General features: G+C 70.0%; 15 protein-coding genes. 11 read left to right on the top strand and 4 right to left on the bottom strand.

Annotation, left to right across the window (positions count from 1 at the left end; genetic code table 11):
• Positions 1-300 precede the first annotated feature (300 nt).
• Positions 301-855 (bottom strand): hypothetical protein, encoded by a 555-nt coding sequence (locus tag ACFVKT_RS29430; RefSeq protein WP_385737096.1) that lies wholly within the window; start codon positions 853-855, stop codon positions 301-303.
• A 122-nt stretch (positions 856-977) separates the two neighbouring features.
• Here ACFVKT_RS29430 and tsaB point away from each other — a divergent pair, with 122 nt between their 5' ends.
• From tsaB to ACFVKT_RS29395, 7 genes are all read left to right on the top strand, one after another.
• Positions 978-1,625, top strand: coding sequence for a tRNA (adenosine(37)-N6)-threonylcarbamoyltransferase complex dimerization subunit type 1 TsaB (gene tsaB, locus ACFVKT_RS29425; protein WP_385737093.1), 648 nt, complete (start codon positions 978-980; stop codon positions 1,623-1,625).
• 17 nt (positions 1,626-1,642) lie between these two features.
• On the top strand, positions 1,643-2,125 hold the full coding sequence (rimI, locus tag ACFVKT_RS29420; protein WP_385737340.1) for a ribosomal protein S18-alanine N-acetyltransferase: 483 nt from the start codon (positions 1,643-1,645) through the stop codon (positions 2,123-2,125).
• A gap of 18 nt (positions 2,126-2,143) precedes the next feature.
• The gene (gene tsaD, locus ACFVKT_RS29415; RefSeq protein WP_385737090.1) at positions 2,144-3,262 is read left to right on the top strand and encodes a tRNA (adenosine(37)-N6)-threonylcarbamoyltransferase complex transferase subunit TsaD; all 1,119 of its coding nucleotides are present in this window, start codon (positions 2,144-2,146) and stop codon (positions 3,260-3,262) included.
• On the top strand, positions 3,259-3,510 hold the full coding sequence (locus tag ACFVKT_RS29410) for a hypothetical protein (RefSeq protein ID WP_385737087.1): 252 nt from the start codon (positions 3,259-3,261) through the stop codon (positions 3,508-3,510). Before tsaD ends, ACFVKT_RS29410 begins: the two co-directional genes overlap by 4 nt.
• Positions 3,511-3,614: 104 nt before the next feature.
• Complete coding sequence (locus ACFVKT_RS29405; RefSeq protein ID WP_385737084.1) at positions 3,615-4,709, top strand: LCP family protein; 1,095 nt, start codon at positions 3,615-3,617, stop codon at positions 4,707-4,709.
• A gap of 152 nt (positions 4,710-4,861) precedes the next feature.
• Positions 4,862-5,218: a YciI family protein gene (locus tag ACFVKT_RS29400; RefSeq protein ID WP_385737081.1), complete on the top strand. Its 357-nt coding sequence runs from the start codon at positions 4,862-4,864 to the stop codon at positions 5,216-5,218.
• 132 nt (positions 5,219-5,350) lie between these two features.
• Positions 5,351-6,664, top strand: coding sequence for an RNA polymerase sigma factor (locus tag ACFVKT_RS29395; protein ID WP_385737078.1), 1,314 nt, complete (start codon positions 5,351-5,353; stop codon positions 6,662-6,664).
• A gap of 90 nt (positions 6,665-6,754) precedes the next feature.
• Here the strand turns inward: ACFVKT_RS29395 and ACFVKT_RS29390 are convergent, their stop codons facing one another.
• A complete protein-coding gene (locus ACFVKT_RS29390) occupies positions 6,755-7,954 on the bottom strand; it encodes an SAM-dependent methyltransferase (RefSeq protein WP_385737075.1) in 1,200 nt (399 codons plus the stop codon).
• Between the two features lie 123 nt (positions 7,955-8,077).
• Here ACFVKT_RS29390 and ACFVKT_RS29385 point away from each other — a divergent pair, with 123 nt between their 5' ends.
• The 4 genes from ACFVKT_RS29385 (at position 8,078) to groL (ending at position 11,998) form a co-directional block, all read left to right on the top strand.
• A complete protein-coding gene (locus ACFVKT_RS29385) occupies positions 8,078-8,941 on the top strand; it encodes a polysaccharide deacetylase family protein (protein ID WP_385737072.1) in 864 nt (287 codons plus the stop codon).
• Positions 8,938-9,714: a polysaccharide deacetylase family protein gene (locus ACFVKT_RS29380; protein WP_385737069.1), complete on the top strand. Its 777-nt coding sequence runs from the start codon at positions 8,938-8,940 to the stop codon at positions 9,712-9,714. The genes ACFVKT_RS29385 and ACFVKT_RS29380 overlap by 4 nt, the downstream gene beginning before the upstream one ends.
• Positions 9,715-9,927: 213 nt before the next feature.
• The gene (gene groES, locus ACFVKT_RS29375; RefSeq protein ID WP_266455850.1) at positions 9,928-10,236 is read left to right on the top strand and encodes a co-chaperone GroES; all 309 of its coding nucleotides are present in this window, start codon (positions 9,928-9,930) and stop codon (positions 10,234-10,236) included.
• Positions 10,237-10,369: 133 nt separating this feature from the next.
• Positions 10,370-11,998, top strand: coding sequence for a chaperonin GroEL (groL, locus tag ACFVKT_RS29370; RefSeq protein ID WP_385737066.1), 1,629 nt, complete (start codon positions 10,370-10,372; stop codon positions 11,996-11,998).
• 98 nt (positions 11,999-12,096) lie between these two features.
• Here the strand turns inward: groL and ACFVKT_RS29365 are convergent, their stop codons facing one another.
• Together ACFVKT_RS29365 and ACFVKT_RS29360 are read right to left on the bottom strand one after the other, a co-directional pair.
• On the bottom strand, positions 12,097-12,804 hold the full coding sequence (locus ACFVKT_RS29365) for an ester cyclase (RefSeq protein WP_385737063.1): 708 nt from the start codon (positions 12,802-12,804) through the stop codon (positions 12,097-12,099).
• 78 nt (positions 12,805-12,882) lie between these two features.
• Positions 12,883-13,656 (bottom strand): SDR family NAD(P)-dependent oxidoreductase, encoded by a 774-nt coding sequence (locus ACFVKT_RS29360; protein WP_385737060.1) that lies wholly within the window; start codon positions 13,654-13,656, stop codon positions 12,883-12,885.
• Positions 13,657-13,711 lie beyond the last annotated feature (55 nt).

The raw sequence follows: 13,711 nt of genomic DNA, 5'->3' as shown, positions 1-13,711 counted from the left end.
GAGGCGTCCATGTCCGCTTCAGAACGGTCGGCTTCAGAACAGTCGGCTTCGGAACGTGATGTGCCGGCGCAGCAGTCGCGGGTGGCTGCCGGGGTGTCTATGCGGGATCTGCTGGCGTCATGCGTTCTTGCGGAAGTGGTTTCGCGTGCGCCGGTGCCTGAGCCCGCGGATGCTGAACAGCCCCGTCGGGCCGCGTAGTCCTTGTGTGCGGGTCCGGTGGGGGGTGGTCGCGCCCACGCGGCGGAGCCGCATATGTCACAGCCCCGCGCCCCTGAGGGTGCTGCCCCCTGACGGGGCGCTCTACTGGACGACGACGACCTTCACGCCCACCGTCGCGAAGTTCCACATCGCGTCGCCGTCCGCGCGGGACTCGCGGATGCCGCCGAGCTTCTTGGCGGGGTCCGGGGCGGTGGTCGAGCCGTTGAGGGCGGCGCTGAAGCCGATCGCGATGCCGTCGACCGAGGTGAACCGGACGACGTGCTCGATCTGCACACCGTCCGAACCGGTGACCGCGTTGGCGCGGGTCGTGACGGCGTAGGTGCCGGCGGTCGGGTCCACCGTCCCGGGGGTGACCTCGAAGGTGCGCTGCACCTTGTTGCTAGCGGTGACCAGCCAGACGCGGTCGTCGCCGGTCGCGTAGACGACGCGCTCACCGGTGCCGGACGCGGTGGGCAGCGCGTTCGGGTTCGCCGTGCTCCCCGGGGTCTTCGAGGCGGAGGCCTTGGGCGTCGCACTCGTGTCCGCTTTGCCCAGGCCGTCCGGCACGCTCGCGGACGCCTGGTAGGCGAGGAAGCCGACTGCGGCGATCGCCGCCACCGTGAGCCCGGCCACGATTCCCGAGCTGCTCCTAGCCACCTTCTGCGCCCACCTCTCGAACCACGTTCTTACCCTGTACGTCGCTTGTGGTGACGGTAGCAGGAGGGGAACGTCAGACCGGGTCGGCCGTACGTCCGGCTCGGGCGCCGTACGCTGTTTGCGTGCTCTTGCTCGCTCTGGATACCGCCACCCCCGCCGTGACCGTCGCCCTGCACGACGGCACATCCGTCATCGCCGCGTCGAGCCAGGTGGACGCACGTCGGCACGGGGAGCTGCTGCTGCCGGCCGTCGACCGGGTGCTCGCCGAGGCCGGACTGCGCCTCGACGCCGTCACCGGCATCGTGGTCGGCGTCGGCCCCGGCCCCTACACCGGACTGCGCGTCGGCCTGATGACCGCCGACACCTTCGCTCTCGCGCTCGGCGTGCCCGCGTACGGCCTGTGCACCCTCGACGGGCTCGCCTACGCGGCCGACATCGAGGGCCCCTTCGTCGTGGCGACCGACGCGCGGCGCAAGGAGGTCTACTGGGCGCGGTACGCCGATCCCCGGACCCGCGTGTCGGAGCCCGCCGTGGACCGGCCCGCGGACCTGGACCTCGACGGTCTGCCCGCCGTCGGGGCGGGCGCGCTGCTCTACCCCGACACCTTCCCGGACGCCCGCGCGCCCGAGCACGTCTCGGCGGCCGCGCTGGCCTCCCTGGCCGCGGAGAAGCTCGCGGCGGGCGAGGAACTGGCGGCCCCCCGGCCGCTCTACCTGCGGCGCCCGGACGCCCAGGTGCCCAAGAACTACAAGGTGGTCACGCCCAAGTGACCGCCGTGCTGCGCGAGATGCGCTGGTGGGACATCGATCCCGTACTGGAGCTGGAGAAGGACCTCTTCCCCGAGGACGCCTGGTCCCGGGGGATGTTCTGGTCCGAGCTGGCCCATTCGCGCGGGCCCGAGGCGACGCGCCGCTATGTCGTGGCCGAGGAGGACGGGCGCCTCTTCGGGTACGCGGGACTCGCGGCCTCCGGCGATCTGGGCGACGTACAGACGATCGCCGTACGCCGCGAGCAGTGGGGCACCGGACTCGGCGCACAGCTGCTGGCCGAACTGCTGCGGGCCGCGACCGCGTTCGAGTGCGCCGAGGTGCTGCTCGAGTGCCGGGTGGACAACGTCCGCGCGCAGAAGCTGTACGAGCGCTTCGGCTTCGAGGCCATCGGGTTCCGCCGCGGCTACTACCAGCCGGGGAACATCGACGCCCTCGTGATGCGCCTCAACGACCCTTCCACCTCAGTAAACGGCGTACAAGGAACCGAGATCAATGGTTGAGAGCAATGGTTGAGATCAATGGCTGACGAACCGCTCGTCCTCGGCATCGAGACCTCCTGCGACGAGACCGGCGTCGGCATCGTCCGCGGCACCACGCTGCTCGCCGACGCCATCGCGTCGAGCGTCGACGAACACGCGCGTTTCGGCGGTGTGGTGCCCGAGGTCGCCTCGCGGGCGCACCTCGAAGCCATGGTGCCGACGATCGAGCGCGCGCTGAAGGAGGCGGGGATCGCCGCCTCGGACCTGGACGGGATCGCGGTGACCGCCGGACCCGGGCTCGCGGGTGCGCTGCTCGTCGGGGTCTCGGCGGCGAAGGCCTACGCCTACGCGCTGGGCAAGCCGCTGTACGGCGTGAACCATCTCGCCTCGCACATCTGCGTGGACCAGCTCGAACACGGCCCGCTGCCCGAGCCGACCATGGCGCTGCTCGTCTCCGGCGGCCACTCGTCGCTGCTCCTTTCGAGTGACATCACCTCCGACGTACGGCCGATGGGCGCGACCATCGACGACGCGGCCGGCGAGGCCTTCGACAAGATCGCGCGGGTGCTGAACCTCGGCTTCCCCGGCGGCCCGGTCATCGACCGGTACGCGAAGGAGGGCGACCCGAAGGCGATCGCGTTCCCGCGCGGGCTCACCGGGCCGCGCGACGCGGCGTACGACTTCTCCTTCTCCGGTCTGAAGACCTCCGTGGCCCGCTGGATCGAGGCCAAGCGGGCGGCGGGGGAGGAGGTGCCGGTGCGCGATGTGGCCGCGTCCTTCCAGGAGGCGGTCGTCGACGTGCTGACGCGCAAGGCCGTACGGGCCTGCAAGGACCAGGGCGTCGACCACCTCATGATCGGCGGCGGGGTGGCCGCCAACTCCCGGCTGCGGGTGCTCGCCCAGGAGCGGTGTGAGGCCGCCGGGATCCGGCTGCGGGTGCCGCGGCCGAAGCTGTGCACGGACAACGGAGCGATGGTGGCCGCGCTCGGCGCCGAGATGGTGGCGCGGAACCGGGCCCCCTCCGACTGGGATCTGTCGGCGGACTCGTCGTTGCCGGTGACCGACACGCATGTGCCCGGGCACGGGCATGCGGACGGCCATGGTTCGGCCTCGCATGACCATGTGCATGAGGTCAGCAAGGAGAACCTGTACTCGTGAGCGTCGCGCTGATGTGGGAGGCGCGGGCTGTCCCAGGGCGGGGCGAGGAGTTGCTCGACTGGGTGCGGCAGCAGGAGCTGACGGCCCCGCCGCTGCGTCAGGAGATCTTCCGGGCGCCTCAGGACCGGGTGCTGGTCATTACGTGGTGGGACGCGCCGTACGACGCCGAGCTGCCCGAACTGCCGGAGCCGGACGGGGAGTTGGTCGGACGGGCCGTCCATCGGTGGCGGTTCGAGTCGGTGTCCTGACACTGGGTCGATGTTGTGGCGTTCAGACCTTAGCCACGCCTGAGAAGTCTGAGATTTTCCGAAGGAAACCACAGAAGAGTTCCTGCTCGTAATAATTCGGACTTATGTTCCTGCGCGTGACTGCTGAATACGAGCGCGGGGACGACTACGTGGGCGTCGGGAGACGTGGGGGTCGGCGGCGGGGCCTGCTGAAAGCCGCCGGCATCGTGTTCGCCGGCGCTCTCGTGCTCTCCGTCGCGGGGGCGGGCTGGGCGTACTGGCACCTGAACCAGAACATCAAGAGCGTCGACATCAACAGCGCGCTCGGCGACGACCGCCCGCCGAAGGTCGTGTCGACCCCCTCGGCGGCCGCCTCCGCCTCGGCCTCGGCCTCCGCGACCCCGCTCCCCAGCGGGGCGCTCAACATCCTGGTCCTCGGCTCCGACTCCCGCAGCGGTGAGGCGAACGCGGACCTGGGCGGCGGAAGCACCACCTCGGGCGCCCGCTCGGACACGGCGATGGTCGTCCACATAGACGAGGGCCGTACGGCGGCCACGGTGGTCAGCATCCCGCGCGACACCCTGGTCACCCGCCCGTCGTGCCCCACCTCGTCCGGCGGGACGACCTCGGTGGCGTACAACTCGATGTTCAACAGCGCGTACTCGGTGGGCGGCCCGGTCTGCGCGGTGAAGACGGTCGAGTCCATCACCAACGTTCGCATGGACCACTTCATCGAGATCGACTTCTCCGGCTTCGCGGACCTCGTGGACGCGCTCGGCGGTGTCACCGTCACCACGGACGAGGACATCGACGACGACGACAGCCACCTGCACCTGAAGGCGGGTACCCACCATCTCGACGGCACCCAGGCGCTGGCGCTCGCGCGCACCCGGCATGGCATAGGCGACGGCAGCGACCTGGGCCGCATAGGCCTCCAGCAGACCTTGGTGAAGGCCCTGTTGGAGCAGATCCGGACGACCGATCTGCTCACCGACCCCGCGAAGCTCTACAAGGTCGCCGACGCGGTCACCGGCAGCCTCACGACCGACACCGGTCTCGATTCACTGACCGAACTGATGAGCCTCGGCCAGAGCCTGCAGTCACTGCCCGCGGACGCGCTCACCACGGTCACCATGCCCGTGGTGACGGCGCCCTCGGACCCGAACAGGGTGGTGGCGAACGAGCCGGAGGCGAGCGATCTGTGGGCGTCGCTCAGGTGACGACCTGGCCCTCTTCGGCGGTGACCTGCGGAAACGCTCCCTGGGGAAGAAATCTCGAAAGTTTCCGGAGACAGTGTCGAGACAGGCGTCTCCCGTTCGACGCATGAGTGAGAGGCAGGGACTGTCCCCGCCCCGCTGCTGAAGGAGTCACCATGCCGCGCTACCTGTCGATGGTCCGGATCGACGAGGCCAATGCCCCCGCCGAGGGCCCCAGCCCCGAGCTGATGCAGCGGATGGGCGAGCTGATCGAGGAGATGACCAAGGCGGGCGTGATGCTGGACACCGCCGGGCTCACGCCCACCTCGCAGGGCACCCGGGTCCGCTGGGAGAAGGGTGAACTGACCGTCACCGACGGCCCGTTCACCGAGTCCAAGGAGGTCGTCGGCGGCTACGCGATCATCCAGGCCAAGGACAAGGCCGAGGCGATCGAGTGGACCAAGCGCTTCCTCAAGATCCACGAGGAGCACTGGACGGTCACGTCCGAGGTGCGGGAGATCGCGGAGAGCTGAGTGATCGGGCGGGCGGTTCCTTGGCGTAGGGCTGCCTCGGGTGTCTGAGCGGTTCCGTGGCCTACATGGCCGCCGTGGGTGTCTGATGCGGTTCCTTGGCTCACGGCCGTCGTGGGTGTCTGATGGGGGGCTGTGGAACAGCAGCCCTCCAGCACCTCCGCCCAGGCAGCCGCCGCCCCCTCTGGCACCGCCTCCGACGCCGTGGCAACCGTGGAGACGATCTTCCGGATCGAGTCCCCGCGCGTCATCGCCGGCGTCACCCGCATCGTCCGCGACGTCGGCATCGCCGAGGAGCTGGCGCAGGACGCGCTGGTCGCGGCGCTGGAGCAGTGGCCGCGGGACGGGGTGCCGGACAACCCCGGTGCCTGGCTCACGGCCACGGCCAAGCACCGCGCGATCGATCTCGTACGCCGCCGGGAACGGTACGCCTCCAAGCTGGCGGAGATCGGGCGTGACCTGGACACGACCACGCCCTTCGAGGAGCCCGCCGACCCGGACGACATCGACGACGACCTGCTGAGGCTCGTCTTCACCACCTGCCACCCGGTCCTCTCCGCAGAGGCCCGTATCGCGCTCACCCTGCGGCTGCTCGGCGGTCTGACCACCCCCGAGATCGCCCGCGCCTTCCTCGTCCCGGAGCCGACGATCGCCCAGCGCATCGTGCGGGCCAAACGGAAACTGGCGACGAAGGGCGTCGCCTTCGAGGTGCCGTACGGCCCGGAGCGCGAGGCGCGCCTCGGGTCCGTCCTGGAGGTCATCTACCTGATCTTCAACGAGGGGTACGCGGCCACCGCGGGCGAGGACTGGCTGCGCCCCGCCCTGTGCGAGGATGCCCTGCGACTGGCCCGCGTACTGGCCGAGTTGATGCCCAAGGAACCCGAAGTGCACGGGCTGGCGGCGCTGTTGGAGCTTCAGACGTCCCGGGCGACCGCTCGCATCGGCCCGTCGGGCGAGCCTGTGCTGCTCAAGGACCAGAACCGCCGCCGCTGGAACCGCATGCTGATCCGCCGAGGCTTCGCCGCCCTGGGCCGCGCGAACGCCGTCACCACCACGGGCCCCGGCCCCTACGCCCTCCAGGCCGCCATCGCCGCGTCCCACGCCCAGGCGTACGCGTACGAGGACACGGACTGGGGGCAGATCGCCGCCCTGTACGGCCTCTTGACCGCCCGATCCCCGTCCCCCGTGGTGGAGTTGAACCGCGCGGTCGCCGTCTCGATGGTGGACGGCCCGGCGCCCGCGCTGGACATCATCGACGCCCTCACCGCCGAACCCGCCCTCCGCGACTACCACTTGCTGCCCAGCGTCCGCGGGGATCTGCTTGCCCGGCTCGGGCGTACGGCGGAGGCGCGAGCGGAGTTCGAACGGGCGATCACGCTGACCCGCAACGAACAGGAGAGGGAGCTGCTGCGGGCGCGGGTGCGTGAACTGGGCCTGCCGCGGTCCTGACGGCCCGGTCTCGCCATCTCGGGACCGGCGCAGTCCTGACGGTCCGGCCTCGCCGCCTTGGGGCCCGCCGCAACCCTGAGACGGCGACGGTCAGAGCCCCAGCGGCTGCCCCACCAGCATCGTCGGCGCCCCCGCCACCCGGGTCAGGAACACCGTCGCCGAATGCGGACCCTGCGCCTTCGGCAGCACCTTGCGCCGCAGCTCCTCCGGCTCGACGGCCGACCCGCGCTTCTTCACCGTCAGCACCCCCACCCCCCGCTCCCTCAGCAGCGCCTTCAACTTCTTCACGCCGAAGGGGAGTTGGTCGGTGATCTCGTACCCGGCGGCGTACGGGGTCGCCCGCGCCTCGTCCGCCGTGATGTACGCGATCGTCTCGTCGACCAGCCCGCCGTTCAGCTCCTCGGCCACCTCCGCGACCAGATGGGCGCGGATGACGGCGCCGTCGGGCTCGTACAGATACCGCCCGACCGGCCGCACCGCCGGATCCGGCAGCCCGCGCCCCCGCACCTCGCGCGGACCCGGCAGCAGCGTGGCCCGCACAAGCCCCGGCTCGGTGCCGAACCAGAGCACCGCCTCCTTCACGTCGCCGCCGTCCGAGATCCACTCGGCCTCCGCCTCGGCGGGAATCGCCTCGTGCGGGATACCGGGAGCGATCTTCAGAGCGGCGAGGGGTGCCTTCGAGGCGGTGCCGACCGCCCAGGACAGGGGCGGTGAGTAGGCCTCCGGGTCGAAGATCCGGCCGCGGCCGCCCCGGCGCCCGGGGTCCACGAAGACGGCCTCGTACGCCGACACGTCCACCTCCGTGACATCCGCCTCGCGCACCTCGATCAGGTCCGCAAGGCCGAGCGCGTCGGCGTTCGCGCGCGCCACCGCCACCGTCAGCGGGTCCCGGTCGACGGCGAGGACCCGGATCCCGGCGCGGGCGAGCGCGATCGCGTCACCGCCGATGCCGGAGCAGAGGTCGGCGACCGAGCGCACACCGAGGGCGCGCAGGCGCTGCGCGCGGTGCGTCGCGACGGTCGTACGGGTCGACTGCTCGACGCCGTTGGGGGTGAAGAACATCCGCTCGGCGTCCGCGGCCCCGAACTTCGCCGCCGCCCGCTGCCGCAGCCGTGCCTGCCCGAGGGCCGCCGAGACCAGCGCGGCGGGGTGTTCGCGGCGCAGCCGGGTGGCGACGGCCAGTTCCTGCGCCGGATCGGTGCCGCGCACCTCGTCGAGCAGGGCGCGGCCCTCGGGTGTGAGCAGGGTGGCGAAAGAGGCGAGGGGGGACGGCGGATCGAGGTCGTTCACCGGGCCATTGTGGGCCAGTCGGTGGACGGTGCGCGTCCGGCCGCGGTGTCGTGCCCTCGTGGCGGCTGTGGCCTGCGAGGATCCGGCGCCATGCGATCAGTAAGACAAAATTACAAAAACGGGATGAAATTGACGGCCGCCCGCACCGGCATCGCCGCTCTCGCCCTGGCTGCCCTCGTGTCCGGCTGCACCTCGGGCGCCGACCCCAAGTCCGTGAAACCGGCGCCGGCGCCGCCCGCCCTCGACGCCGCCGCCAAGCTCCGTGTCGCGCAGGCCGCAAGAGCTGCCGCGGCCAAGCGCTGGGGCCTGGCCAAGACGCCGCTGACCGCGCCCGCGCCCCCGGCCAAGAAGCCGGTCATCGAGTTCCGCGACGGCTTCGAGGTCGAGGACGGGGAGGATCTGCCGCCCGTCTTCACCACCATCCCCACCAAGCACAAGGTCGTCTTCCTCACCATCGACGACGGCGCCGAGAAGGACCCCGCCTTCCTGCGGATGATGAGCGACCTGAAGATCCCGTACACCGCCTTCCTCAGCGACTACCTGGTCAAGGAGGACTACGGGTACTTCCGCAAGATGCGCGACCGTGGCGTCGTACTCAACAACCACACCCTCCATCACCCCTACCTGCCCGGACTTTCCTACGCGCAGCAGAAGCGCGAGATCTGCGGCATGCAGGACGTGATGAAGAAGCAGTTCGGCAAGCGCCCGACGCTCTTCCGGCCGCCGTACGGCAACTACAACGAGGACACCCTGCGCGCCGCCAAGTCCTGCGGCATCAAGGCCGCCCCGCTGTGGAACGAGGAGATCTTCGTCGACCACTGGGACTACCGCGAGTGGGACCGCGATCTGCACCCCGGCGACATCGTCCTCACCCACTTCCGCGGCAAGGAGGACTGGAAGGGCACGATGCCCGACATGGTCCGCCGCTTCATGAAGATGGTGACCGACAAGGGGTACGCGGTGGCCCGCCTCGAGGACTACTTGTGAGACTCCGGCCCCGCGGGCTCGTCGCCGGGCTGCTCGCCTCCGTGCTGCTGTCCGGCTGCGCCCAGGCCGTCGACCCGATCGAACGGCTGGGAAAGAAGGCGGCGCACGAGGTGAGCAAGGCGCGCTCGCAGGGGCCCACCCTGGCGACGTACCGCCGCTGGGGCCTGTCCGCGCCGCTCGCCCCCGCGCCGAAACCGTCCGCCCGGGCCACCGCTCCCGCCGCGGGCCCGGGCCTCGCGCCGGTCGTGGACCGCGTGCCCACCCGCGACAAGGTGGTCTTCCTGACGTACGACGACGGTGCCGAGCGGGATCCGCGGTTCGTGGACATGGTCCGTGAACTGCGGCTGCCGGTCAGCATGTTCCTCACGGACAGCGTGGTCGGGCCGGGGTACGGGCACTTCGCGCGGCTGCGCGCGGTCGGCGCGACCGTGCAGAACCACACCCTCGACCACCCCTCCCTGCGCGGCCTGCCGTACGCCGGCCAGCGCGCCGAGATCTGCGGCCAGCAGGACAAGCTCAAGCAGCGCTTCGGCATCCGCCCCCGCTTCCTGCGGCCCCCGTACGGGACGTACGACACCACCACACTGCGCGCCGCCGCGGACTGCGGGATCGCGGCCGTCGTACGGGGGCGGGACACCGGCGACGGCCCGCTGCGGACCGGCGACATCCTGTCCGGCTTCGACTCCCCGAATCTCACGGAGGGGACGCTCGCCCTGCTGCGCCGGGTGCAGGCGGAGGGGTTCACGGCGGCCCGGCTTGAGGACTACCTCTGACACTTCGCACGCCCCCGATTTCACGGGCTCATGGGCGCCGCGTTGGCACTCCGCTTGACCGAGTGCTAATCGCGGTCATAGTCTCGGGTCTGGCACTCCCCCCTGGAGAGTGCCAATGACGACAGGTAGATCCGGCTCCCGCGACGACGGGTCCACCTGGTCGCCACCTCAGACAGTTAACCCCGTGAGATCTCCGAAGGGGGAGGTCGGATCGTGACGACCACCAGCTCCAAGGTTGCCATCAAGCCGCTCGAGGACCGCATTGTGGTCCAGCCGCTCGAAGCCGAGCAGACCACGGCCTCTGGCCTGGTCATCCCGGACACCGCGAAGGAGAAGCCCCAGGAGGGCGTCGTCCTTGCCGTGGGCCCGGGCCGTTTCGAGGACGGTAACCGTCTTCCGCTCGACGTCGCCGTCGGCGACATCGTGCTGTACAGCAAGTACGGCGGCACCGAGGTGAAGTACAACGGCGAGGAGTACCTCGTCCTCTCGGCTCGCGACGTGCTCGCGATCATCGAGAAGTAATTCACCCCGGTACCCAACCGGTTCTGCAGTGAACTGCGCCCCTGGCCCCCCGCGACCACAAGTAGCCGGGCGTCGGGGGCGCCGTTCGTTCTCCCCAGATTTTCCAGAGTTTCGAGAGGGCTGAATCGCTCCCATGGCGAAGATCCTGAAGTTCGACGAGGACGCCCGTCGCGCCCTCGAGCGCGGCGTCAACAAGCTTGCCGACACGGTCAAGGTGACGATCGGCCCCAAGGGCCGCAACGTCGTCATCGACAAGAAGTTCGGCGCTCCCACCATCACCAACGACGGCGTCACCATCGCGCGCGAGGTCGAGCTCGACGACCCGTACGAGAACCTCGGTGCCCAGCTGGTGAAGGAGGTGGCGACCAAGACCAACGACATCGCGGGTGACGGTACGACCACCGCCACCGTGCTCGCCCAGGCACTCGTCCGCGAGGGCCTCAAGAACGTCGCCGCCGGCGCGTCCCCCGCCCTCCTCAAGAAGGGCATCGACGCCGCCGTCAAGGCTGTGTCCGAGGAGCTCCTCGCGACCGCCCGTCCGATCGAGGACAAGGCCGACATCGCGGCCGTCGCCGGTCTGTCCGCCCAGGACAGCCAGGTCGGCGAGCTCATCGCCGAGGCGATGGACAAGGTCGGCAAGGACGGTGTCATCACCGTCGAGGAGTCCAACACCTTCGGTCTGGAGCTGGACTTCACCGAGGGCATGGCTTTCGACAAGGGCTACCTGTCGCCGTACTTCGTGACGGACCAGGAGCGCATGGAGGCCGTCCTCGAGGACCCGTACATCCTCATCCACCAGGGCAAGATCTCCTCCATCCAGGACCTCCTGCCGCTGCTGGAGAAGGTCATCCAGGCCAACGCCTCGAAGCCGCTGCTGATCATCGCCGAGGACGTCGAGGGCGAGGCCCTGTCGACCCTGGTCGTGAACAAGATCCGCGGCACCTTCAACGCCGTCGCGGTGAAGGCTCCGGGCTTCGGTGACCGCCGCAAGGCCATGCTGGGCGACCTCGCCACCCTCACCGGCGGTCAGGTCGTCGCCGAGGAGGTCGGCCTCAAGCTCGACCAGATCGGCCTGGACGTGCTGGGCACCGCCCGCCGTGTCACGGTCACCAAGGACGACACGACCGTCGTCGACGGTGGCGGCGACTCCTCCGAGGTCGTCGGCCGCGTCAACCAGATCAAGGCCGAGATCGAGAACACCGACTCCGACTGGGACCGCGAGAAGCTCCAGGAGCGCCTCGCGAAGCTGGCCGGCGGCGTGTGCGTGATCAAGGTCGGCGCCGCCACCGAGGTGGAGCTCAAGGAGAAGAAGCACCGTCTGGAGGACGCCATCTCCGCGACCCGCGCCGCGGTCGAGGAGGGCATCGTCTCCGGTGGCGGCTCCGCGCTCGTCCACGCCGTCAAGGTCCTTGAGGGCAACCTCGGCAAGACCGGCGACGAGGCCACGGGTGTCGCGGTCGTCCGCAAGGCCGCCGTCGAGCCGCTGCGCTGGATCGCCGAGAACGCCGGCCTGGAGGGTTACGTCATCACCTCCAAGGTCGCCGAGCTCGACAAGGGCCAGGGCTTCAACGCCGCCACCGGCGAGTACGGCGACCTGGTGAAGGCCGGCGTCATCGACCCGGTCAAGGTCACGCGCTCCGCCCTGGAGAACGCCGCCTCCATCGCCTCCCTGCTCCTCACGACCGAGACCCTGGTCGTCGAGAAGCCGGCCGAGGAAGAGGGCGACGCGGGCCACGGCCACGGTCACGGCCACTCGCACTGAGGCACCAGCCACTGAGGCACCAGCTTCCGAGAAAGCCCTCGTTCCCGCCGGGAACGGGGGCCTTTCCCGTGCACTGCCGGCTACGGCTACGGCTACGGCTACTGCTCCAGCGAATCCAGCGCCCCGAGCTGCGCCATCAGCCCCAGCCTGTCGTACTGCCACCAGCCCTCGGCGATCCTGCCGTCATCGGTGCACCGGTGGATGGTCGTGCCGGTCATGGTGACCTGCTTGCCGCTGGCCGGGATTCCCATGAAGTCGCCCGTGTGGGTGCCGTTCCAGGTCCAGCGCGTACAGACCCGGTCGCCGTCGGCGAGCTGGTCCTCGATGGTGAACGTGAAGTCGAAGCCGGACCGCCACATCTCCACCTCGCGGCGCACCGCGTCCAGGCCGATCACGTCCTGCTCGTTGGACGGATCGTGGTCGTGGTAGTTCTCCGCGATGACCTCGTCCCACGAGGGCAACCTGCCCTTGCCGGCGGCCAGCCCGTAGAAATTGCGGACGCTGGCCTTGTAGAGCCACTCGTCGCGCACCACATCGAGATCCGTGAACGTCGGCATCTCGTCGCAGAGCGCCACCATCTCCCGGAAGATCTTGTCCGTCTCGGGAAGATTCGAGTTCGCCATCGCTTCCTCGTACGACGGGAACTCCACGATCTCGATGAAGTGCCTGGCGTCGGACCGGTCCTTGCCGACGACGCTGTGCGTCGCGGTCCGCTTGCCCTTGGTCTGCTCGACCCATGTGTCCATGAGCCGGTTCATCTCGTCGAATCGACTGGTCTTGCAGTCGATGAGCTGCACAAATGTCATGACGCCGCCTCCCGGCCCCCCTGGGTCCGGTTGATACCTCCATCGTCCCACTGGGACGGCGGCGCCACCGCCTCTGGCCTACTGCGGCCCGTACTTCCGCCCGGTCTTGGACGTGACCCCGCCCAGCAACGCCTGCGGTGTCACCTTCACCAGGCCCATCAGCGCCTTGTAGCGCGGGTCGGGAATCGACAGGGTCTTGCCGCGGGACAGATCCGTGAGCGCCGCGGCGACCAGCTTGTCGGCGTCCAGCCACATCCAGTTGGGGATGTTGTCCGTGCTCACGCCGGCGCGCTGGTGGAACTCCGTGCGCACGAATCCGGGGCACAGCGCCATCAGCCGTACACCGCTGCCGGCCAGGTCGCTCGCCGCGCCCTGCGTGAACTGCACGACCCAGGCCTTGGACGCCCCGTACGTCCCCCGGGGCACGAAGGCGGCCACCGACGAGACGTTGACGACCCCGCCCCGGCCGCGCTCCCGCATCGCCTCGGTCGCCGCCGAGGTCAGCCGCAGCACCGCCTCGCAGTGCACCTTGAGCATCGTCAGCTCGTCGGCCATCGACACTTCGAGATAGCGGCCCTTGTTGCCGAAACCGGCGTTGTTGACCAGCAGATCGACCGGGTTCCTGCGGTCGCTCAGCCGCTTGGCGACCGCCTCGATGCCGTCGTCCGTCGCCAGATCCGCGGTCAGCACCTCCGCCTCGATGCCGTGCCGGTCGTGCAGCTCGGTCGCCTGCTCGCCCAGCCGCTTGGTGTCACGCGCCACCAGCACGAGGTTGTGCCCGTCAGCCGCCAGACGCCGCGCGAAGGCGGCGCCGATACCCGCGGTCGATCCAGTAATCAGAGCCGTTGTCATGGCGCAAGGTTAATGACCTGGACTGTGGTCCGGCGCCCGGCGCCCAACACCCGCG

Source organism: Streptomyces sp. NPDC127595, from assembly GCF_042671685.1.
Taxonomy (GTDB): Bacteria; Actinomycetota; Actinomycetes; order Streptomycetales; family Streptomycetaceae; genus Streptomyces.
This window is presented reverse-complemented; position numbering and strand designations above follow the sequence as displayed.